Raw genomic sequence first — 22,150 nt, forward strand, 5'->3', positions numbered from 1 at the left:
CCTGCATCCAAACGCTTTGGACCGGTATCACGGGCGACAAACAGGAGCGACAAATCCAGCACGTACTGCGTACTCGCTGTGCGCAGGAAACCGCCTACAAGCAAGGATTGCTCCGGAGATCCGGTCCCTATCCCAAACGCTTTCGACACCGGCGCTCCGCTTCGCGAAGCAGAACTATGGAACATCAAAACCTCACGCAGGTCATGAAAAAACGCCTCGGAGCAGTGAAATTATTTCGCTGCTCCGAGGCGTCTATCCTTACTAAAACCTAGCTGACCTTGCTCGAATCCCATGAGGTAGACCGGGCTTTGTCGATGGTGGCCTGGCCCAGCACACGAGTACCTTGGTAAACCACCATGGTTTGTCCAGGTGCCACTCCACGCATGCCTTCGGGCAGCTGGACTACCAAGACGTCAGATCCTTCGCTACGCTCCATATGTGCCTTGGCATCCACCGGATCGCCATGGGCGCGAACCTGCACCATGCAATCGAATTCTTCGCCAGTGATGATCTCCGGAATCGGAACCCCTGCCCAGGAGATGCGAATACCGCGCAGCTCGTCAACGGAGAGTAAAGCCTCTGGCCCCACGATCACCTTGTTGTCCTTGGGACGGATTTCCAGCACGAAACGAGGCTTGCCATCAGCTGCTGGCCGGCCCAAGCGAAGCCCCTTACGCTGACCAACGGTGAAGGCTTGCGCGCCACCGTGTTCACCCAGCTGGTTACCGTCTTGATCAACGATCTCGCCTGGCTTCATGTCGATACGCTCGGCCAACCAGCCGCGGGTATCACCATCAGGAATGAAACAAATATCGTAGCTGTCTGGCTTATTCGCCACAGTCAGACCGCGAGCGGCCGCCTCGGCGCGAACTTCGGCCTTCGAAGGCGTTTCAGCCAGCGGGAACATGCAATGATCTAACTGCTCATGGGTGAGCACACCAAGTACGTAGGACTGGTCCTTCGCCCAATCGGCGGCGCGGTGCAATTCTGGGTTGCCTTCCGTATCGCGCAAGACCTTGGCATAGTGACCGGTGCATACCGCGTCAAAGCCTAAGGCGAGTGCCTTTTCCAGCAGTGCGGCAAACTTGATCTTCTCATTACACCGCATACAAGGGTTTGGCGTGCGTCCAGCTTCATACTCATCAACGAAGTCCTGGACTACGTCTTCGGCAAAACGATCCGAAAAGTCCCAAACGTAGTATGGGATCCCTAGTTTGTCGCAGGCACGCCATGCGTCATTGGAGTCCTCCAACGTGCAACAGCCACGTGAGCCGGTGCGCAAAGTTCCGGGCATGCGAGAGAGCGCTAGGTGGACGCCAACCACGTCGTGACCGGCTTCAACCGCACGTGCTGCGGCTACCGCCGAATCGACGCCACCGGACATCGCTGCTAGTACCTTCATCTTGTAAAACCCGTCCCTGCTGTGTGAATACTGCTTTCGTCTGCCGCCATACCGGCTTTCTTAGCCCGTTGATAGGCATCTGGCAGAGCTTCTAAAAGTATGTCAACGTCTTTATGCGTTGTTCTATGCCCCAAAGTGAAGCGTTGCACACTTCGGGCACTGCGCGCATCCCGGCCCATGGCCACCAAGACGTGCGATGGTTGCGGTACTCCTGCGGTGCAGGCTGAACCGGTAGACGAGGCAATTCCCACCATGTCTAAGAGAAATAGCAAGGAATCGCCCTCGCACTCGGGAAAAGTGAAATGCAGATTTCCTGGAAGTCGCAGACCTGCATTGTCTTCATCTCGTGGACCATTGAGCACCGCGTCGGGAACAAGCCGGGTAATATTTTGGACCGCGTATTCGCGAAGCTCACTCAATCGCGCGCTTTCTGCCGCCAATGTCTCATGGACCGCAGTAGCGGCCGCCGCAAACCCCGCCGCGGCCACGGCGTTCAACGTTCCTGAACGGAGTTTGCGTTCATGTCCGCCACCGTGCTGGACCGGCATCAGTACTACGTCACGGCGCACAAAGAGCGCTCCGATTCCTACCGGACCACCAATTTTATGGGCGCTAACCGCCATGGTAGCCAAACCACTGGTAGCAAAATTTGTGGGTACGGAGTCAAAAGCCTGCACCGCGTCGCTATGCACTGGGATGCCATATTTTGCGGCAAGCGCGGTGAAAGCAACTACCGGTTGGATAGCACCTACCTCGTTGTTGGCCCACATGATGGTCCCCAGAGCGATTCGCTCATGGTGTTCCTCGATAAGCTCCTTCGCCGCTTGCAGATCAAGCACCCCATCGGCGTCCACCGGCATCCATAAAGCCGTGGCATCTTCATGAGCTTCTAGCCATGAGACGGTATCGAGCACCGCGTGATGTTCGATTCCGGCAACCAGGATACTGCGTGCTAGCGGATTCTTCGCAGTCCGGTTCCAGAACAGGCCTTTGAGCGCCAAGTTATCCGATTCGGTTCCACCGGAGGTGAAGATCAGTTCTGTGGGGTGTGCACCGGCAACCTTCGCGATGGCAGTGCGCGCCTCGTCCACTACACGGTTAGCCCGGCGACCGGCCCCATGAAGCGAGGAGGGGTTTCCGGTTTGCGAAAATTGCTCGGTCATAGCCGACAACGCCGCTGGGTTCAGGTCGGTAGTTGCCGCGTGATCTAGGTATACCGCGGAGTTGTTCATCGTTTTAATGGTACGAGCTTTCCCTACCTAGTTTGAATGGCCAATGCGTGTGAATTGCCCGACTTCAATGGCTTCCAGTGCAGGGTCTTGCAAAATAGCTTCAATAAGTTGAGCCGAGCCACCGATCAGTGTGCAGTCGTCATAGGGCTCGGTGGAAAGCATCCAACTGTGGTCTTGCGGAAAGACCAAGGATGGGCGCTGACGCTGCTCGCCATCTGCCGTTGTGGCCCACACCGGGTTAGCCAGAAATTCGCCGTCTACTTCGAAAAGTCGATAATTTCGGTAGCCCCCACCGAGTTCTAATGCGGGAGTTGCCAAAACGTCTGCTGTAAACGCTGGACGTTGTGCCTCGGCGAGCGCTGCAGCTTCGGCGGCCCGGTTCTCTTCTTCGCTGAGCTCTAGGTCATCCTCATAATCAATCTGGATACGTTCCCCACCCTCGATAAAGGCATAACCACCCCACAACCCAGCGACAAAGTAATCTTTGGTGTTGGTGGCGCTCAGGATCTTGACCAGTGCCTGCCACTGTTCAACAGGTAGTTCGTCAACCGGCAGGTCAGTTTCTTCCCAAGCATCTTCGGTGGCTGGATTTCCCTGGGCATCCCAACCGGCAATGGTTTCAAAGAGATCTGCGGCGGTGAAAATGTGGCCGCGACTATTGGCAACAGTCCCCCAGCGCACTGCCTGATCATCTTCGTCATAGGCCGGATGGAGGATCCGCGCGTATCGTTCATAGCCGACCGGGATCTGTGCGACTACTGTCAATGGATCGGCGGTGGCGCAGGAATCAACGATCCATTGACCCTGAGTGGCTGAGACATGGGAAAACTGCATGTTACAAGCTTAACCAGCAACAGCTCATATCCCGCATCGGTGATGCGTCCAGTGATATGAATGGAGGAAGCACAGCTCAGCGGCGCGTCCGCGGATCGAGGGAGACCAGCTCAATGTTTATGCCCGAACTCAAGGTTCCGGTTCACCACTTTTCGCGTCGAAGCATCAACTTTGCACGCGAAATCGCGGTGATGGCAGTGATCAACCGCACTCCTGATTCGTTCTACGATGCCGGATCTACCTTCGGTTTGGATGCGGCGGTGTCCTCAGCGTTGCAGGCTGTCCAGGCTGGTGCACACTGGGTGGACATTGGTGGGGTGCCTTTCTCCCCCGGACCAGAATTACCTTGGCAAGAAGAAGCTGAGCGCATCGTCCCGGTGATTCGGGCTGTACGCGAGCACAGTGATGTGGTGATTTCTGCCGACACCTTCTTACCAGAGGTTGCCCAAGCAGCCATTGACGCCGGAGCCGATGCCATCAACGACACCACGGGACTGGCTTATCCGCAGCTGGCCGAGGTAGTTGCGCGGAACAATGTTCATTTAGTGCTGACCCACTCCCTAGCCAAGCCACGCACCATCTACCCACATCCGCATTATCAAGATGTGGTAGCGGAGGTACGCGATTACCTAGAACAAAAAGTGCAGTTGGCTCTGGACGCTGGTATCGACGCGTCAAAAATCATTATTGACCCGGGTCATGATCTGAACAAGAACACTCGGCACACCTTGGATATCACTGCGAATTTCGAAGCGATTGCCGCGTTGGGCTATCCGGCGCTTGCGGCGGTTTCAAATAAGGACTTCATCGGTGAAACTCTTGACCTGCCAAAGCCTGAGCGTTTAGTCGGCTCAATGGTGGCGGCCACCATGTGCATTATGGGTGGGGCAAGAATTATTAGAATGCACAATATCGTCGAGTCGGTGCAGACGGTTCGGCTGATCGAGGCGGCTCAAGGCTGGCGCGATCCTGCGTACCAAATTCACAATATGGGCGAGGTTAATCCACCGGCTCATCCAGAACGAGAAACCAGCAGATAGGATCACCCCTTGCGTTCACTGCTTCCTGAATCATTGCCCATCGTTGACGAAGCGAATCTCTTAGCGCGGTACGCCACATCGCAACGTCCGTTCATCCGATTTAATTTCATCTCCAGCGTGGATGGAAGTGCGCAGCGTGAGGGACTATCTGGAGGTTTGGGTAGTCCCGGCGATAAACGCATCTTCGGTTTACTTCGTCGTTTAGCCGATGTCATCGTCGTCGGTGCCGGAACTGTACGTGCCGAAGGCTACGCAGGAGATCTAGTCAGTGCCGAGGACATTGCATGGCGGCAAGCGCGGGGGATGTCGGCTCAACCGGTATTAGCCATCGTTTCCCATGGGCTCCATCTGAAACCGGATAATGAAGTCTTCACGCTCAGCCCGGTGCCGGTATTGCTCTTTACCAGCGCAGAGATTACGCCGGAGCACCGTGCGCAATTCCCCGCACAGGTTGAAGTTATTGAAGTTGCTGAAGTGAATGAAGGCTGCGACCCCCAACAAATCGTTGAAATCCTCACCTCTAGGGGACTTGAATTCATCCATGCCGAGGGTGGTCCGCATTTGCTGGGCCAGTTCATCGCAGCAGACCGTCTCGATTCGTTGTGCGTGAGTTTTTCCCCCATGGTGCTCGCCGGTTCCGGTCAAAGGATCGCCCATGGCCCACAGGAAGCGGTCCGGCACTTACGCTTACATTCGTTATGTGAAGAAGATTCGATGCTCTTTAGCGACTATCGGCGCCGGGAATAAGCAAGAGCGCATGATGTAGCACCGAGAGTTCAAAATCTCCGTGCCCAAGGAGCTCGCCATCCGCATAGCTGGCTTCCGTAGTTTGCACGTTGACCTGTGAGCTGCGAGCAATTTCTCGGTACGGATGCTTTCTGCCGCAGAGTATATGTCCTACGTACGGCAACACCTTATGTAATCGGTTTCCGCTCACCAAGGAGATATCCGCTAGCCCATCGGTGTAATCCGCTTGGGGGAACAAGGTGATCCCGCCACCTACCGAGCGAATATTGGCAATGCTGGCTGCATAGATTTGCCCTCGGAAGTCGAATTCTTCGCTGTGCACCACGGTCCGGTGAGGTTGCAACTTCGGTAGGCTGAGCACCAATCCGACCAGATAACGCAGGGCACCGAGGCTTCGCGGCAATTCATTGGCTCGTCCATTTACCAAGCCTTCAAAGCCCCACGACACAGCACCGATGGCAAGCTTGGTCTGCGAATCTTGGTTGGCATATTTCAGTTCAAGCAAATCTACTGGCCTTGCTTCGATTCCTCCGGTCAGGAAACGAACAACGTCCTGTAGCGTTTGCTCGACCGTCCGGGCCGATGACATTCTCCAGGTGTCGTTTCCGCTGCCGGCTGGCACGATCCCCATGGGAGTGCGTGTCCGGGCCAAATGCTTGATCACATGGTGGATCAGTCCATCCCCGCCAATAACGACTACGGCGTCGGCTTGGCCAAGCGCTTCACCAAGCGCACTGCCCGAAATCTTCGAAGTATCTAACCTTCGCGGACGCAATCCCAAGGAGAAAAGCAGTGTTTCAAGTTCGGTGACGCGACGCGCGCCCAGCCCCTTACCTGAATTGGGATGAAAGACGAGGTGGATACGCTGATATTCAGCCGGTGGGACCATAAGAATAGACAATACCCAGCAAACATCATGGTACGAAAAAGCTGACTACTATTAGTGGAAGCTAAAATGTTCTAATGGGGTTTTGATCCAATGACATCGGTCGTGGAAAACGCCCCATTTGAGAGGAAATATCCGCATCATGAGTTCGCCGAGCCCCTACGAAATTCTTGGCGTGCCTCAGAGTGCAAGCCTTGAAGATATCAAGATCGCGTATCGCAAAGCGGCTCGTGCTTCTCACCCCGATTTAGGTGGCAGTGAGGAGCAATTCAAAACGGTCCAGCAGGCCTATCAGATCCTTTCAGATGAGCATGGCAATGCTAAGTTTGAAAAGTCTTTTCAGGCTCCTGGTCAAGCACCACGGGCAGGTACCACTTCACGCGCCTATGATGAGAAACTGCGTACCTCTCCTCAGCATCCCAAAGCGCAGTTGGCAACTGAGTATGAACCTCGGCTCGATGATGCTTCGTTTACATTGCTTGATAGAGCTCGCTCAATCCAACGAGTTCATGGTGAACCGCGTAAGCGAGGATTGTTTAGTTCCCGGTCGCGGATGTCTCGGGAGACGCACACCATCAACTTGTTGACCAAAAACGTACTCAACATCCTTCCCGCTGCACGTTTAGTCAACGGACTCAACGCCCCGGGTGGTGGACACTTCGACCACGTGTTGGTTGCCGGCTATCGCATGGCGGTGCTCAATACGATGACTCTGCCTGAAGGCTACTACGCCTTTGATGGCAACGTCTTACGCCATGGAAATAAGATGACGCAGCCGCCGGCATTGAATATCACCGGCATGCAGCGCTCCTTCATGCAGATGAACGTCGTGGCTTTTACTTTGGTACTTGCTGGCAACGGAAACCCTCATGAGCCGGTCATTGAATATCACCGCCGGGCAGATCCTACGTTATCCTCCAGTCCGAACGTGTTGAACGCTGCTGGACTGATTCGTGAGTTGAAACTTTTCCTCGGATCGGGCCCTTCACCGAACATTGTTGATCGTCCGGTACTTGCTCGACTCCTCGACAGAATGTACTGATACCAGTTTTCTGGCACTTAGAGCTTAAACTGGTTGATGTGTTCCGTATTCTTTTTAATGCTCCCGAAATTCCTGGCAACTCCGGTAATGCCATCCGTCTAGCTGCCATCACTGGCGCCGAGCTTCATTTGGTCAAGCCCCTAGGCTTCAACTTTGAAGATGCCAATCTCCGACGTGCCGGCTTGGACTATCATGATCTTGCGGTGGTTACCGTGCATGAAAATCTTGATGCGGCTTTTGAAGCCCTAGGTGAGGGCCGCGTTTTCGCATTCACCTCTGAGGGCAACACGATGTACACAGATGTGGCATATGACCCCAGTGACATTCTCATGTTCGGCAAAGAATCAGTGGGACTCAGCGCCGAAGACAAGGCGCACCAGCGAGTGACTGACCTGGTTCGACTCCCCATGCTTCCCGGGCGACGATCATTGAACCTAGCCAATACTGCTTCCGTTGTAGCCTATGAAGCCTGGCGCCAACATGGGTTTGCCGGAGCTTAAAATACCAGCACCACCCGGTCTAGTACACAGCTTTACCCAATCTTTATAAAGTAAGCTTTTGAGTATGTTCGCTTTGGCGAGCATGACAAAAAGACCGACAACTTCTCGGGAGATTCCAAAACAATGAACCGTAGCCCTTCGCAGCACAGCGACGAGCCTCAGGACGAAAATCTAGGTCTGGACCTGGTCAGTCAAGTGGCCCAGAGCTCCCGTGCCGAACGGCGCGTCCGGCCAAAACGCTGGATCTTTGCACTAATCGGTCTGATCATCGTAGTCGTCTTGGCGTTAGTAACGTTCTCCCTGCTCAATGGGGGAACCAAGGCTACTAAGGCCACCAAAGCTTCTGATGTTGTCAGTCAGACCGTTGATTTGCGCAGTGGCGGTCAAGCGACAATCAGCACCTCAAAGCAAGAGAACGCTTTGGGCGTTGAGCTGTCCTCGCTACCAGCACTTGATTCGTCAGAACAGTACGTGGTGTGGGCCATTCTTGAAGAAGGTGGCATCAGCGTGGTAACCAAGACCACTGGTGAAGACGTCAAGGGTGGCTTGTCCCCCATCGATGATGTCGTCGCCGTACACATCACCGTAGAAGGCTCCGAAGTTCCAGCATCACCCTCGGAAGAAACCGAAGCCTCTGTTGACTTGCCGCTGAACCAAGCTGAACAGCCACAAGAGTAACGATCTCTCGTTGAGTTACTGAGAGCTCATACAAAACTTCAGACGATTAAGGCGCTGGTTCCCGGAAGGGAACCAGCGCCTCAATGTTTAAACCGGCAATCTACCTTAGAAGCCAGCGATCGTGTCGTCAGCATTGACTGCTACCAAATGGAAAGCTTCAGCCAGTGACCCTACTGGCTTTTTTCCACGCTCTGCATTCGCCTGGCATTGTTCTAAGACGAACTTCTCCATGGCGCCAACATCTGGATGTTGGGTGAAGTGGGCTCTCAAGGCATCCATCTTTGACTCAAAAAAGTTGCTGATATCCATGAAGGCATTTTCACGTTCCCTCGGAGCCCCATAGAACCAAAGCCACGGCACTTTATAGGCCTGCAGACCTTCTTCAGCTATAAGCTCCGGATAAGAGAAGGGGTTTTCCACGGCTGGGTAAATAGCACGCGTTACCGCTTCACCACAGGCAAGGTGATCGGGATGTGAGCGTTGTATCCGATCCCAGTTGCGTTCGGGATGCATGGCCATGACAATCTGCGGCTTAAACTGGCGGATTAGGCGGACAACTTGGCGCATCACGTGGTGGCTAGGTTCTAGGAACCCGTCGCGTTCACCTAAAAAGTGCACCGTGCTCACGCCCACCCGAGCGGCGGCAACACGTTGTTCTTCATGTCGCAAGCGAACCGTTTCGGCCGGATCCCGGTCATCAAAACCGCCAGCGTCTCCGTCGGTCATTATGCAATATTGCACTTCAATACCAGCTGCGGTCATGGCCGCGACCGTACCGGCAGCACCAAAATCTAGGTCATCGGGGTGTGCAGCAAATGCCAACACTCGCTGAGTTGCCGGGTTTATGAAGTCATTAGGATCAAGCATGCGTCGCATCGTCACATTTCTGAGGCTGCCTTGGGCAGGATAATTTTAGGGTTCTTATAGCTTCGGAGTTGCATCAAGCATGATTGCTTCACTAAGTGTTTCTCCGCGCTCCGCCTACTATCGTATCGATATCGGCCAATGACTTCGATTTTAAGGCAGAAAATATGGTGTGATGCGCTTGTTCTCTGCACCACACCATATTTAGTAGCTTGCCGTGTACCTGATTGGGCTACTTCAGTGAGCCGACTTCTACGCTCACCTTGTGTTCAGCGCCATTACGGGTATAAGTAATATCGGTTTTACCGCCAGCTGGTACTTCACGAATGGCAGCAGTCAAGGTCTGAGAATCTTGAATGGCTCGTCCGTTGACACCTGTGATGATGTCGCCGGACTTCAGCCCTGCTTTTTCGGCAGCTGAGTTCGGTGAAATTTCCTGGATTGCTGCGCCTACGCTGAACTGGGAGGCATCAGAACCGGTGGAGGCCGCTTGGGCTTGCACCGTTGCTCCCAGGAGACCGTGGGTTGCCGAGCCATTGGCAATTATCTCGTTGGCGATGCGCTGTGCGTAATCGATGGGTATCGCAAAGCCAACACCGATTGAACCTGATTCTGCCCCACCGGAACCGCTGGACGCGATCGCCACGTTCACGCCAATAATTTCGCCCTTGTCGTTGACTAGTGCGCCGCCCGAGTTGCCGTGGTTAATCGCGGCGTCTGTCTGCATGACGTTAATGTAGATCGACCCTTGGCTGGATTGATTATCTTGTTTAGGCATCCCTGGGAACTCGAAGTTGTACTGGCTGTCACCGCCACCATTGCCATCGCTTTGTGCGTTTTCCTTCGGCACTGCCGAGGAAGCCACCGAGATGGTGCGGTTAAGTGTGGAAATAATGCCGTCGGTTACCGTACCGCTCAGCCCAAGAGGTGCACCGATGGCCACCGCGGTGTCGCCAACGTTAAGTGCCGAGGACTTGCCAAGAGTTGCCGGGACAAGGTTTGACGCATCAATCTTGATCACTGCCAAATCTGAGAGTGGATCGGTACCCACCAGCTTTGCTTGGTGCACCTTTCCATCACTCAGGCGGACGCTCAGGGTTGGATTGGCAGTTTCTCCACCAAGAGTCACGACGTGAGTGTTGGTAAGGATATGACCTTCAGTATCAAGGATAATTCCTGAGCCCGATCCCCCGCTGCCATTGCCCGAGGCCTCGATGGTCACCACGCTCGGCGAAGCCTTTGCCGCTGCAGCAGTTACCGCAGTGACGGACTCAGGATTGTTGATGACCACGCCATTTTGGGGCGTCTGCACCGAAGTGCTGCTGGCGTTGCCGCCATCATTCATGAAATACGTGGTTCCAGCCGCTGTCACGCCACCAATTAAAGCTGCAGCGACCATTCCGGCAATTAAGGTACTGCCAGCAAACTTCTTCTTCGGCGCACGCTCAGGCGGTACTGGATAGTTTGAGTGTTGGTCAGAGTGCCCATATCCTGCTGCACCATAAGGTGACCCAGTAGCTGCTGAATGGTGTTGCTCTGAGGCCTGTCCATAGACGCTTGTCGCAGGCTGCGGTTCAACGTGATTTGCCGGGCGAGCATACACATCGGTCGGCTGATCACTTGCGTTACCACTGTCGCTGACGCGCTCATGATTGCGAGTTGGCTCGACATATGAAATCGGTGTGGTTTCAGGACTCTGAGGTGTACCGTCGGAGGGAGCGACGCGTGGCTCTTGAGCATGATTCGGGGTTTGACCGATATCTTCGGGCTGCTCGGGTTGGCCCAAGTCGTTGTTTCGTGGTTCATCTGGTGACTGGCTCATCGTCATACCTCTTTCAAATATCGTATCTCTTGAGTTTTATTATTCACGGTCGAACTGTGGCGGTTGAGAGGGATAACTTAGCGCTGGCTGTGAGTTAACTATTCTCGCAGCTGAATAGCATGGACGCTGGCATGCGCGCCAAATAGAATCAAATTGAGCTAACAAAGTAATCGTAGGTAAAAGCGGTTGGACGAGTGGCTGTTTTATTCGTTCGAATCAGCAATTCAGGTGAGGACGACAATGATTTCCAAAGCGCGGCGAATAACTGCTGCAGCATTAACGGTGGTGGCATTATCACTGGGAGCATCAGCACCAGCTTTTGCAGAACCCCCTGTCACCATCCCACCTGGGGACTTTGTTGTCGACAACGCCCAGGTACTCGGTGGCAATGAAAGTAAACTCGAAAACGACATTAAGACACTTCGTGATGACACTGGCATTAGCCTGTTCATCGTTTACGTTGACGAGTTTACCTCCCCTTCAAACCCGGGCCAATGGCTTGAACAAGTTGCTGCGAATAAGAATATGGGCAGTTCCGACGCTATCTTGGTGGTAGCAACCAAACAGCGTCAGGCAAACTTTGCCGGACATCAAAATGGTCCGCTTTCCGCTTACACCCAAGAAATCTATTCGAAGCAGATCTCCCCAGCCCTCGCGAAGAAAGATTGGTCGGGCGCCGCTGAAGGCGCAATTGAAGGTATCGCAAATGTTGCTGATGGTGGCAGTGCCACCAGTTCGTCAAGCTCCGGCGGTGGCGTTTTCTGGGTTCTTCTCATTATTGGCGGCGTAGCTGTAGCCGGCTATGTCATTCTTTCGCGCCGAAGCAAGAAAAAGACTAACCAAATCCCTCAAGGAAACCCAAGCACTGGGCAACCCCAGCAGCTTGAGTCATTGGAGAGCCTGCGACTGCGAGCGGACCAATTACTTGTTGCCGCCGATGATTCAATTCGTTCTTCCGAGCAGGAACTAGGATTTGCTGAAGCTCAATATGGTGCAGACTCGGTCAAGGTTTTCTCCGAGGATCTCGCCGAAGCCAAAACACATCTAGTGGAATCCTTCCGCCTGCAGCAACAACTCGATGATCACATTCCCGACACCGAGGAAGACCAGCGCTCCTGGCTTGGCGAAATCATCAACCGATGCGGTCAAGTTAACGACACCTTGCAAAAGCACGCCAGCGAATTCAAAGATCTACGTCAGCTAGAGCAAAATGCTGAGACTCGAATTGAAGAAGTCGCCGCCGAGAAAGAACCTCTTGCGCAGCAACTTTCACAGCGAGTCTCCGAGCTTGAAGCGTTAACGACGAAGTATGAAGACAGTGCGGTCTCACAGATCACCGATAACGCCGAGCAGGCCTCGGAACGGCTAACCTTTGCGGCGTCCTCGCTGAAGCAGGCACGTGAAAAGCTGGGCACCGACCGTGCACACGCAGCCCTGTTGATTCAGAATGCTGAAGAAGCCCATGATCAGGCCGAAGTCCTACTGGCAGCAATCAGTAAGTCCGCCACCGCTCTTCGCCAAGCAGACAATGATTTGGAATCAGCTGTTGCCACAGCCGCTCGGGACCTCGCACAGGCTAAAGCGCTGGTCGCAAACGGTTCACAGCCTAATCTGGCGGGCCCCATCGCCGGGGTTGAAAGCACCCTGTCCATGATTCAACAAGCGCTACGCGCAGATAAGCATGATCCGCTGGCATTGATCTCTGCGCTCGATGATTCGACGACTCCGTTAGCTTCTGCTTTGGGCTCGCTTCGTGATCGCGCCCAGCAGGACCAGGCCGCTCGTGATCAGCTGCAGTCTTTACTTAACACTGCGGCTTCGCGGATTCAAGGCACTGAAGATTACATTCGTGCTCGTCGTGGCGGCGTCCGCTCCTCGGCACGTACCCGCCTAGCCGAGGCACAGCGCGCCTACGATCAGGCGCTGTCCTTGGCATCGCAGAATCCCGCTGAGGCAGTGGCTTCAGCACAGCGTGCCAGCCAGCTTGCTGATCAGGCTGCTCGCATGGCCGAACAAGACGTCAATGGCTTCGGTGGCGACGGTGGGTTAGGGAACTTTGGAGGTTCCAACCGCGGTCGTGGAGGCATGTTCGACGGAATTGGTGGCGCCGTTCTTGGAGGCATCCTCATCGATTCGATTCTCGGCGGAGGAAACCGCGGAGGTGGAAACCACGGCGGCGGCGACGGCGGATTCTTCGGCGGTGGCGGCTTCGGTGGCTTCGGCGGAGGTGGCGGAGGATTCGGTGGCGGATTTGGCGGCGGCGGAGGTGGTGGAGGCTTCGGCGGAGGTGCCGGCGGCAGTTTCTAGAGTTACGCGGTTTTATCTCAGTAGTACGCAATTTTCAGCAATACTATTTCGTATAGAAAGGTCTACACATGACCAAGCAATCACTTTTTGGACGCGTTGCCCAGCTCGCAAAGGCCAACATCAACTCAATCCTGGATTCTGCCGAAGATCCAGAGAAGATGATGGATCAAATGGTTCGCGACTACACAGACAACATTGCAGAAGCTGAACAGGCTGTCGCCCAGACCATCGGCAATCTGCGCATGCTTGAAGACGACTACCGCGAAGATGAGCAAGCAGCTGGCGACTGGGGAACCAAAGCCCTGGCTGCCTCGAATAAGGCTGACGAATTCCGCAGCGCAAACGATGCGGACAACGCCGGGAAATTCGACAATTTGGCTAAGGTCGCAATTCAGCGTCAGATGCAGGCCGAAAGCGAGATGAAAACCGCTAATCCGACCATCGCCTCGCAGCGCGAAATCGTTGAGAAGCTGAAAACCGGCCTGAACCAGATGAAGGAAAAGCGCAACGAACTGGTCAGCAAACGCGACGAACTCGTTGCTCGTGCCAAGTCTGCAAACGCGCAGAACCAGGTCAACGAGGCCGTCAAGTCCGTGAATATGATGGATCCGACCAGCGAGATCAGCCGCTTCGAGGAAAAGATCCGCCGTGAAGAAGCTAAGGTGCGAGGTGCCTCTGAACTGGCCTCGTCCAGCTTGGACGCTCAGTTTGAGTCGTTGGAAGACCTCGGTGAGCAGACCGAGGTAGAGGCGCGACTGGCGGCTTTGAAGGCTAATCAGACCGGGGCGTTGGAGAGCTAGACTCCCTACTTGGCAATAGGCGCCGGATTTGTTCATCGTGAACAGATCCGGCGCCTATTATTTGCTCAAAAATTAAAAGCTTAAACCAAAAGTGGAGATCCAATTGGATCTCCACTTTTTCTCTGTGGCGGGGAGAGGATTTGAACCTCTGACCTCCGGGTTATGAGCCCGGCGAGCTACCGAACTGCTCCACCCCGCGTCGGTAAATACAACATTACCAACTCATAAACTCCATGGCGAATCGACAGGCCATGTCTTGCGTCACACCCCTGATTTTGGGCCTACTGATGGGTTCACTAGGAGGATATTCAAGCCCACTCGCGACGCCAGATCACGTCCACCCAGGAATTCGAAGTTTCCCATCGATAATGCCGTCCTCGCGAATGATCTATCGCGAATCAAAGCAACTGCTCCAATCCCCGGGGCCAAGTCAATGTTGCAAGTGTCAGCCACGACCTGCTCGCGCTGTAGCACGCGTGCACCCGTAAGCCCCACGGAGGATGACCACAATCTGGGTTCCTGCTATTACACGTGTAGACGTTTGTCCGGAGACCGTTGGGGTCAGGGCGCCCCGCCGCTATCCTTAGCCGCCTGCAGACAATCGGTTAAGGAAACATGCGGTTGAGACCTTGTCGGCCCACGCGGGCGCGTCTAAGCAGCGCACGGCGCGTACATTGCTTGCCACAGAGCATAAGAAACCTGCAACTACCTCGCTAACCAGCCGCCGCCTCTGTTTTATAGGTCCTAGGTACAGCCAAAGAAAATCTAAAACCATCTCCAACTCCCCTAGGCAACATGATTAAAGGTTGGGTAATTATGTACGGGCTTTTCTGTTCCACAGTTGATGTGTCAGGCCGCTGGCAGTGCCAATCGATTCGACCGCGAAACGATTTTCCATACCTTGTAGTTGATCCCAGATTTGCACACCAGAGCCCAGTACCACCGGGACAATCGCCAGGTGAAGGAAGTCAATCAAGTCCGCGCGGAGAAATTCATTGACGGTCGATGGCCCACCTCCGATGCGAACGTCTAGCCCGGCTGACGCTTCTTGCGCCATGCGTAAGACATCATTTGGAGTGGCATCGACAAAATGGAAACTTGTGCCGTTAGGAAACTTGAGTGTTTCCCTCGGGTAATGAGTCAAGATAAATACCGGGGTTCGAAAGGGTGGGGCATCTCCCCACCAGCCATTCCATCCATCATTGGGCCACGGTCCTGATTGCGGGCCAAACTTGCGGCGCCCCATAATCTCGGCTCCGACTCCCTGCCCCCACATGCTGAATAATGCGCGATCTACCGTGACGGGATCGCTGAGCCCCTGAATGCCGTGAATGACGCGCCCATCGAACCGTGCAAAGAGTGCACTCGCTCCCCCGATCGGCTCATCAAAGGTCACTCGATCTCCTGCAGCGTAGCCATCTAAGGAAATGAAGAGGTTATGCACTCGTGTCCGAACCATGTTGGCCTCCGCCGCCGTTGAAACCAGAAACTGGTTGAACCCTAACGCAGAGCAATTTCATTTGACAAGGATTTTCGAACCATTAGCCGGCGCAGACTTATGGGAACACTTCTTTGACAAGCTTGGCGCCACCGAACAATGACTTAAAACAAAAGTGGAGATCCAATTGGATCTCCACTTTTTCTCTGTGGCGGGGAGAGGATTTGAACCTCTGACCTCCGGGTTATGAGCCCGGCGAGCTACCGAACTGCTCCACCCCGCGTCGGTAAATACAACATTACCAACTAGTAAACTTCATGGCTAATCGAGCTGACATGTCCTTCGTCACAGGTCATGTTGGATACCTCTGCACTCGATTGCGAGCGCCTTTCGGGCATGGCCCCGAAGAACTAGAGTTGAAGATTCCGCAGACAGTAAAAAGAAATCCTCCCAGTCAAAAGACTGAGAGGATTTCATTTTGGTCACCGCCGAATTATTCTCGACTTGTCCCATAAGTGGCGGGGAGAGGATTTGAACCTCTGACCTCCGGGTTATGAGCCCGGCGAGCTACCGAACTGCTCCACCCCGCGATGACTAGACTATTCTTCATCATCGCGGGGCAGAATGCAAATCGGACGCAAGCGGACGGCTATCCGTTGTTCCCATCGGTTGGCTGCGTCGACTCAGTCGGTGCGGCGGGTGCTTCGGAGTTTGTCTGTACTTCGCCCTCCGGAGCGGCTTCACCGTTGATAGTTGCATCGGCTTCCAGTGCCCGAGACAAGGCATTCTGCAGCTCAGTCTGTGCCTTACCGTAGGCAGCAAAGTCGCCAGCCTTCAAAGCGTCATCAGATTTCTTGATCGCTTCATTTGCCGCGTCCAATGCTGAAGTTAGCTTCTGCGTCTCAGACTGAGTAGGAGCATCGCTCTCACCTGGCTCATCCTTCGGCTTAGTCCCGTCCCCGGTTTCACCTGTTACGGCACCGGAGTCGCCGCCAAAGACTTCGTCAAGAGCTTCGGCCAGAGTATCGGCGAAGCCGACCTGATCACCGAAGGCGACCAATACCTTACGCAAGGTCGGGTAACTTGTCTGGCCTGATGACTGCACATACACAGGCTGGACGTAGAGGATACCGCCACCGACAGGCAGCGACAGCAAGTTACCGTTCTTCACTTCGGAAGCACCCTGTCGCAACAGGTTCAGCTCCGTGGTCACCCTAGGGTTGGTATCGAAGTTCTGCTGGGCTTGGCCTGGACCAGGTACAGCAGTATCGCGTGGAAGTTCGAGCAAGCGCAGCTTGCCGTACTGATCGCTCTTCACACCCGCGTCACTACCCGCATCTGCATCTGCCGAGAGGAAGCCGAACAGCACGTTACGCTGTTGGCCGTTAGCGGCTGCCTGCGGGATGAATGTTGAAGTCAATGAGAACGACGCAGCATCCTGGGTTGGCATCTTCAAGGAGAGGAAGTATGGAGGCTGCTTCACTCCCTTGGTCGATGAGGTCGGATCATCTGGCACTGCCCACGCATCGTTTGATTCGTAGAATGCACCGGCATCGTCAACGTGATAGGTCGTGAGAACCTCGCGCTGAACCTTGAACATATCTTCTGGGTAACGGACGTGTTCCATCAATTCACCAGAGATCTTGTCCAGTGGCTGCACTGCAGTAGGGAAGACCTTCTGCCATGCCTTCAGGATCGGATCCTCGGAATCCCAGGCGTAAAGATCAACCTTGCCGTCGTATGCATCCACCGTAGCCTTGACCGAGTTGCGCATGTAGTTCACGCGACCTGACAGACGGTCAAAGTCTGACGCATTGGTCAGGGAGTCAGAAACAGCCGATTCAATCTGCTGTTGCTGCGCATACGGGAAATCGTTCGAGGTGGTGTAGCCATCAATGATCCATTTGACTCGACCATCAATAATTGCCGGGTAGGCATTGGAATCAAGGGTTAGATACGGGGCAACCTTGCTCACGCGATCGCGTGGATTACGGTCATAAAGAATCTGCGATTCCTCGTTGACCGCATTCGATAGCAACAGGTCAGTCGAGGCAAACTTCAACGCGTAAACGACGCGGTTGAACAGGTTACCAACGTTTGGACCACCATCACCCTCGAAGGTGTAACGGGTATCTTCACCCTCACCGCCAGCGCTTGGGCGGTCCAGCTCCTGGTCCGTCCAACCTTCTGGACCGCCAACCACCGAATAGTCTGGTGAAGTTTCACCGAAGTAAATACGAGGCTCGTAATCAGCTTCAGTGATCAAGTCACCGGTGGACGGGATGCCACCGAGCATGAAGTCAGGGCGTCCGCCAGCAGCAACGCGGTTACCGTAAGCGGCAACCAGTCCATAACCGTGGGTATAGGTTACGTGCTGGTTGACCCAGGTGTCATTAGGGTTGACGCTCACTTCACGGGCAGCGATCACCGTATCCTCGATTTTGCCGTCAATCTCGTAACGGTCAACGTTGAGGTTCTCGGGGAACGTGTAGTAACCACGGAACTGCTGCAACTGTGCGAATGCAGCGGATACCAAGTTGGGATCCAGCAGACGAATATTGGCGGTGGTTTCAGTTTCCTTGGCCAGCGCGTTCTTCTCGGTGCTCACCTTCGCGTCATAGGGAGTGACCTCAATGTCGCTCAGCCCGAACGCTTGACGAGTCATCTCAATGTTTCGATCGATATACTCGCTTTCCAAAGCACGCTGCGATGGAACGACCTGGAATTGCTGCACCAGGTAGGGGTAAACGCCGCCGGCAACGATCATGGTCACCACGAGCATCGCGGTGCCAATCAGCGGCAGGCGCCAGCGTCCGTTGATCGCAGCAATGATAAAGGTAATAGCGATCAGAATCGCAACGATAGCTAGGATCATCCGTGCAGGAATGACCGCGTGCACGTCCTTGTACAACGCACCGGCAACTCGTCCGGACTGGTTATTCAAAGTTTCGTACTGGGAAATCCAGAAGTTCACTGCCTGCAATAGCAAGAAGACTGCGACAACTATCGCGGTATGCACGCGAGCGGCCTTGCCCACCGTGATGCCGCCGCGTTCTTCAACGCGAATACCACCATAGAGGTAATGGGTAAGCAGTCCTGCCACACCGCCAAGCAGAACCACGGAAATCAAGAATCCGACGATTAGCCCAATAAACGGCAAGGTGAAAACGAAGAATCCAAGATCCATATTGAACTGTGGATCGTTGGTACCGAAAGGCACCCGATTGATGAACAACAAGATAGTCTGCCATTGTCCGGCTACCGCGATAGCGGAGAAGATTCCGACCACCGCTGGGATACCGATCATTAGGAACCGACGAATTGGTTCCAGCTGCGCTTGATAGCGCGACATGGAGTCCTGGCGGTTGCCTTCCGGCGCGTAGACCGGGCGGTGCTTATAAGCACTTCGCATGGAAAGCCACATCGGAACAGCCATCACGACTAGCGCGATGACGAAGATGATGAGTTTAGCTATTCGCTCGGTCCAATAAACGTCCGAGAACCCTAGCTGGTTGAACCAGAGGATGTCTGCATAGAAGTTTGAGAGGAAAACAAACACAGCCACCAATATGACCACAGCAAATACCGTGAGCGTCAGTGGTGACGCTTTCTTATTTGCTGGTTTGGAAGGTTGTCGCGGCCCTTGGGGCCGCGGTGGGCCCCCGAACGGACTATCCGATCCGTATGACACTATTTATTCCTTACCTAGATGTTCCGCACGCCTTTACTAACGCCAGAACTCGTATGACTATCACTGTACTTACTAAGCTGCAGACACCAAGTTGTATGAACGGTGTCTCGCGAATCTATGAACAGGACTCCAGCGTGGCCGGGTCCGTGCCTTGAGCAATCTGCTCTAGTGCCTGTCGTGCTTCATGCAACGTTGCAATCTTGACGATGTTTAGTCCTTTGGGGACTCGCCCGGCGACATCGGAACAGTTATCTGCCGGAGCCAGGAAGACCGTGGCACCGTCTGCCTTAGCGGCGACCATCTTCTGAGCGATTCCGCCGATTGCTCCGACTTCCCCATCGGCGGTAATTTCTCCGGTTCCGGCGATGTGATGGTCACCTGCCAAGGATCCTTCGGTCAGCCGGTCGATAATGGCCAGCGCAAACATCGTTCCGGCGCTCGGGCCACCAACTTCCTCAACTCCGAACTTAACGTCAATCGGGAAGTCAAACGAAGTACTCAGAAAAACTCCAAGCTGTCGGGTTCCTTCAGCACCTGGAGCGGTGGAAACCTTCACATCAACTTTCTTAGTTGAGTCCTTCCCGGAGGAACGTTGGACCGCCATCGTGCTGGTTTGATCGCCACGATCGTCTAACTGTGTTTTAAGTTCATCCAGACTCGTGACGGGTTTCCCCTCGAAGGCGAGCAACCGGTCCCCCGGCTTCAACGAGTCTTTGTTTGTATCCGTGGAAAAATCGGCAACTTCCAGCCAGGTTTTATATTCGTGTCCGAGCTCGTTCATTGCCGCAGCAATCGATAGTTCCTGGGACGAAACCATCATCGAGTCATTGGCCTGCCCACGTTCCTCGCTGGTCACCCCGCGTGGAATCATCGTCTCTTCCGGAACAATATCTTTGTTGGGATTAATAAGCGCTTCGAGAATGACAGGCGTCGAGACACGGTTCTGCCCACCACCTTGGACGTAGATGGTTGTCATGTCCAAGATGCTGTCGGACTGATAACTCTTTTCTCCACTGATAGTGATGAGTTCTTTGTCGTTGTACTCGCCCAACGTGTTCAATACCGGTCCAGGCGTGCGCACCACAAAGTTGGTGGGCAAAAAGAGAATCAAACCAACTAAAAGGAGAGCTAGGGTTCCGGCAATCGTGGTTTTCACGGGCTTGGAACTAGGAACTGACGCACCGAGTGTCGGGGCGGCATCCTTCGTGGATGATGGTTCCTGTTCGTGCACTGGCCTTGCTCCTACCGCTTAAAATTATTTCAGGAGCGTTTTCACAAACGCTACCCTCCTAGCCTACTGAAGGCCCGCCCCGATCTTCATCAGCTATAAGGAGTATTCGATGTGCCGAAAGCGAACTCTGGTGCTCATTGATGTGAACTCTCAGCCTCAGAGGGTACTTTAAGTACATGGCACAGAACCCTCCGAATAACCGACCTGACGGTGACGACGAAGAAAACAATCCGCAGGATCCGATGTCCGCAATGTTCTCTCAGCTCTTCGGTAACGGTTTCGATCCAAATGACCTTCCGCCTCAGCTACGGGAAGCCATGGGCTCCCAAGATCCTGCCGCTATGCAGCAAATGATGCAGCAAGCGCAAGCGATGATGTCCGCAATGATGCAAAATAATTCCTCCGACGGTCCAGTCAATTGGAAGCTAGCATCAGACACTGCTCTGCAGGCTTACGCGGGTGAAGATCCGAAACCCTCCGAATCTCGGCAAGGTGCAATCGTTGATGCTTCCTACCTGGCAGACCTGTGGCTGAACAACGCCACTGTTTTTGAATCCAATGGCGAAGCCACGGAAGTATGGACCCGCAAACGCTGGTACGACAAAACCTTAAGCGTCTGGAAAAAGGTGACCGAGCCAGTAGCCGAATCGGTGACCCGAGCGATCACCAGCGCTATGAAGGACCAGATTCCTGAAGAGATGAAGGGCATGCTCGGCAACTCCGATGCCATGTTCCACAATCTCGGATCGAGCATGTTCGGCATGCAGCTAGGAACCGCGTTAGGCGGCCTGGCCAAAGATGTTCTCGGCGGTACCGACATTGGACTTCCGCTGGCTGGCACGACGCCAGGCTTGGTGTCGACCAACGTCGCAAACTTTGGTGAAGGGCTGGAAATCCCCGAACAAGAAGTGCTGCTCTACGTCATTCTTCGAGAAAATGCGCACACACGCCTGTTCAACCGGGTTCCTTGGCTCTCCTCGAAGCTGATTGGCGCAGTTGAGTCCTACTCCCGTGGCATTCATATCGATATGTCCCGGGTTGAAGAGGCCGTACGCGGAATTGATCCGTCCAATCCAGAGAACCTGCAGGAACTTCTCGGTGAGGGGCTTTTCACCCCACAGCGCACCGGCGAGCAGGAAAAGGCTCTAGAAAATCTTGAACTGACCCTTGCGCTCATCGAAGGCTGGGTTGACCACGTGGTTTCCCTCGCAGCAGCGAACTTGCCGTTCGCCGCTCACCTCCGCGAGACCATGCGTCGTCGCCGCGCTTCGGGCGGCCCAGCCGAGTCGGCTTTTGCCTCATTGGTCGGGTTGGAACTGCGCCCACGTAAGCTCCGGGAAGCTGCAGCGCTGTGGGAACACCTCCATGAAGAACGTGGCACCGAAGGCCGAGACGCGATCTGGGACCACCCAGACCTCATGCCTACAGCTGAAGACCTTAGTGATCCAGCCGGATTCACTAAACGTCGAGAATCAGCTGCCTCAGAGTATGACGAGTTTGATGCCGCGTTAGGCAAGCTTCTAGACGGCGGTTTTGACGATGTCGCCCCGGAAGGTGACAAACCGGATGAAGAAAACGAAGACCCGAAGAACTAAAATCTAGTCCGCTAGGCAAAAGTAGCTAGGCAGCTTTAGCT

General features: G+C 54.4%; 17 protein-coding genes and 3 tRNA genes. 8 read left to right on the forward strand and 12 right to left on the reverse strand.

All coding sequences use genetic code 11. The annotated features are described in order from the left end of the window. Positions 1–268 precede the first annotated feature (268 nt). The 3 genes from mnmA to ACX5K5_RS10525 are packed head-to-tail and all read right to left on the reverse strand — an operon-like array spanning position 269 to position 3,468. Positions 269–1,402: a tRNA 2-thiouridine(34) synthase MnmA gene (mnmA, locus tag ACX5K5_RS10515; RefSeq protein WP_105675113.1), complete on the reverse strand. Its 1,134-nt coding sequence runs from the start codon at positions 1,400–1,402 to the stop codon at positions 269–271. After that, positions 1,399–2,634: a cysteine desulfurase family protein gene (locus ACX5K5_RS10520; protein WP_096253866.1), complete on the reverse strand. Its 1,236-nt coding sequence runs from the start codon at positions 2,632–2,634 to the stop codon at positions 1,399–1,401. The genes mnmA and ACX5K5_RS10520 overlap by 4 nt, the downstream gene beginning before the upstream one ends. Before the next feature lie 27 nt (positions 2,635–2,661). Beyond that, positions 2,662–3,468, reverse strand: a complete 807-nt coding sequence (locus ACX5K5_RS10525) for a hypothetical protein (protein ID WP_459174364.1) — start codon at positions 3,466–3,468, stop codon at positions 2,662–2,664. A gap of 113 nt (positions 3,469–3,581) precedes the next feature. Between ACX5K5_RS10525 and folP the strand changes: the two genes are divergently transcribed. Continuing rightward, positions 3,582–4,508 carry a dihydropteroate synthase gene (gene folP, locus ACX5K5_RS10530; protein WP_096253864.1) on the forward strand — a complete coding sequence of 309 codons (927 nt, stop codon included), beginning with the start codon at positions 3,582–3,584 and terminating at the stop codon, positions 4,506–4,508. Between the two features lie 9 nt (positions 4,509–4,517). Next, positions 4,518–5,255: a dihydrofolate reductase family protein gene (locus ACX5K5_RS10535; protein ID WP_443437827.1), complete on the forward strand. Its 738-nt coding sequence runs from the start codon at positions 4,518–4,520 to the stop codon at positions 5,253–5,255. On the opposite strand, the gene ACX5K5_RS10540 is transcribed toward ACX5K5_RS10535, so the two are convergent. Continuing rightward, positions 5,230–6,156: a diacylglycerol/lipid kinase family protein gene (locus tag ACX5K5_RS10540; RefSeq protein WP_141392825.1), complete on the reverse strand. Its 927-nt coding sequence runs from the start codon at positions 6,154–6,156 to the stop codon at positions 5,230–5,232. The genes ACX5K5_RS10535 and ACX5K5_RS10540 overlap by 26 nt on opposite strands. 127 nt (positions 6,157–6,283) lie before the next feature. On the opposite strand from ACX5K5_RS10540, the gene ACX5K5_RS10545 reads away from it, so the two are divergent. The 3 genes from ACX5K5_RS10545 to ACX5K5_RS10555 all read left to right on the forward strand — a co-directional run bounded on the left by ACX5K5_RS10545 (position 6,284) and on the right by ACX5K5_RS10555 (position 8,361). Beyond that, on the forward strand, positions 6,284–7,183 hold the full coding sequence (locus ACX5K5_RS10545; RefSeq protein WP_096253861.1) for a J domain-containing protein: 900 nt from the start codon (positions 6,284–6,286) through the stop codon (positions 7,181–7,183). Between the two features lie 38 nt (positions 7,184–7,221). After that, entirely contained in the window at positions 7,222–7,683 is a 462-nt protein-coding gene (locus ACX5K5_RS10550) for a tRNA (cytidine(34)-2'-O)-methyltransferase (RefSeq protein WP_096253860.1), read from the forward strand. A gap of 123 nt (positions 7,684–7,806) precedes the next feature. Further along, a complete protein-coding gene (locus ACX5K5_RS10555; RefSeq protein WP_096253859.1) occupies positions 7,807–8,361 on the forward strand; it encodes an anti-sigma factor in 555 nt (184 codons plus the stop codon). 105 nt (positions 8,362–8,466) lie between these two features. Here the strand turns inward: ACX5K5_RS10555 and ACX5K5_RS10560 are convergent, their stop codons facing one another. Next, entirely contained in the window at positions 8,467–9,228 is a 762-nt protein-coding gene (locus tag ACX5K5_RS10560) for a PIG-L deacetylase family protein (RefSeq protein ID WP_096253869.1), read from the reverse strand. A gap of 229 nt (positions 9,229–9,457) precedes the next feature. Then, positions 9,458–11,047 carry a S1C family serine protease gene (locus ACX5K5_RS10565; protein WP_443449455.1) on the reverse strand — a complete coding sequence of 530 codons (1,590 nt, stop codon included), beginning with the start codon at positions 11,045–11,047 and terminating at the stop codon, positions 9,458–9,460. 240 nt (positions 11,048–11,287) lie between these two features. On the opposite strand from ACX5K5_RS10565, the gene ACX5K5_RS10570 reads away from it, so the two are divergent. Both ACX5K5_RS10570 and ACX5K5_RS10575 read left to right on the forward strand, forming a co-directional pair. Continuing rightward, positions 11,288–13,354 carry a TPM domain-containing protein gene (locus ACX5K5_RS10570; RefSeq protein WP_459174365.1) on the forward strand — a complete coding sequence of 689 codons (2,067 nt, stop codon included), beginning with the start codon at positions 11,288–11,290 and terminating at the stop codon, positions 13,352–13,354. A 68-nt stretch (positions 13,355–13,422) separates the two neighbouring features. Continuing rightward, entirely contained in the window at positions 13,423–14,154 is a 732-nt protein-coding gene (locus ACX5K5_RS10575) for a PspA/IM30 family protein (protein WP_096253856.1), read from the forward strand. A 125-nt stretch (positions 14,155–14,279) separates the two neighbouring features. Here ACX5K5_RS10575 and ACX5K5_RS10580 read toward each other — a convergent pair. The 6 genes from ACX5K5_RS10580 to ACX5K5_RS10605 form a co-directional block, all read right to left on the reverse strand. Beyond that, a tRNA-Met gene (locus tag ACX5K5_RS10580) sits at positions 14,280–14,353 on the reverse strand. Positions 14,354–14,968: 615 nt separating this feature from the next. Then, positions 14,969–15,550: a dihydrofolate reductase family protein gene (locus ACX5K5_RS10585; protein WP_459174366.1), complete on the reverse strand. Its 582-nt coding sequence runs from the start codon at positions 15,548–15,550 to the stop codon at positions 14,969–14,971. Positions 15,551–15,801: 251 nt separating this feature from the next. After that, positions 15,802–15,875: transfer RNA gene (locus ACX5K5_RS10590), tRNA-Met, on the reverse strand. Between the two features lie 233 nt (positions 15,876–16,108). Further along, positions 16,109–16,182, reverse strand: a tRNA-Met gene (locus ACX5K5_RS10595). 59 nt (positions 16,183–16,241) lie between these two features. Next, positions 16,242–19,157 (reverse strand): UPF0182 family membrane protein, encoded by a 2,916-nt coding sequence (locus ACX5K5_RS10600; RefSeq protein ID WP_229677188.1) that lies wholly within the window; start codon positions 19,155–19,157, stop codon positions 16,242–16,244. Between the two features lie 241 nt (positions 19,158–19,398). Next, entirely contained in the window at positions 19,399–20,514 is a 1,116-nt protein-coding gene (locus ACX5K5_RS10605; protein ID WP_459174367.1) for a YlbL family protein, read from the reverse strand. 176 nt (positions 20,515–20,690) lie between these two features. Here ACX5K5_RS10605 and ACX5K5_RS10610 point away from each other — a divergent pair, with 176 nt between their 5' ends. Then, positions 20,691–22,109, forward strand: coding sequence for a zinc-dependent metalloprotease (locus ACX5K5_RS10610; RefSeq protein ID WP_096256027.1), 1,419 nt, complete (start codon positions 20,691–20,693; stop codon positions 22,107–22,109). Positions 22,110–22,150: the final 41 nt, after the last annotated feature.

This window comes from Glutamicibacter bergerei (assembly GCF_054495185.1).

Coding starts and splice junctions, on each gene's coding strand:
- mnmA (WP_105675113.1), bottom strand. CDS start 1,402: ATGAAGGTACTAGCAGCGATGTCCGGTGGCGTCGATTCGGCGGTAGCC.
- ACX5K5_RS10520 (WP_096253866.1), bottom strand. CDS start 2,634: ATGAACAACTCCGCGGTATACCTAGATCACGCGGCAACTACCGACCTG.
- ACX5K5_RS10525 (WP_459174364.1), bottom strand. CDS start 3,468: ATGCAGTTTTCCCATGTCTCAGCCACTCAGGGTCAATGGATCGTTGAT.
- folP (WP_096253864.1), top strand. CDS start 3,582: ATGTTTATGCCCGAACTCAAGGTTCCGGTTCACCACTTTTCGCGTCGA.
- ACX5K5_RS10545 (WP_096253861.1), top strand. CDS start 6,284: ATGAGTTCGCCGAGCCCCTACGAAATTCTTGGCGTGCCTCAGAGTGCA.
- ACX5K5_RS10555 (WP_096253859.1), top strand. CDS start 7,807: ATGAACCGTAGCCCTTCGCAGCACAGCGACGAGCCTCAGGACGAAAAT.
- ACX5K5_RS10560 (WP_096253869.1), bottom strand. CDS start 9,228: ATGCTTGATCCTAATGACTTCATAAACCCGGCAACTCAGCGAGTGTTG.
- ACX5K5_RS10565 (WP_443449455.1), bottom strand. CDS start 11,047: ATGAGCCAGTCACCAGATGAACCACGAAACAACGACTTGGGCCAACCC.
- ACX5K5_RS10570 (WP_459174365.1), top strand. CDS start 11,288: ATGATTTCCAAAGCGCGGCGAATAACTGCTGCAGCATTAACGGTGGTG.
- ACX5K5_RS10575 (WP_096253856.1), top strand. CDS start 13,423: ATGACCAAGCAATCACTTTTTGGACGCGTTGCCCAGCTCGCAAAGGCC.
- ACX5K5_RS10610 (WP_096256027.1), top strand. CDS start 20,691: ATGGCACAGAACCCTCCGAATAACCGACCTGACGGTGACGACGAAGAA.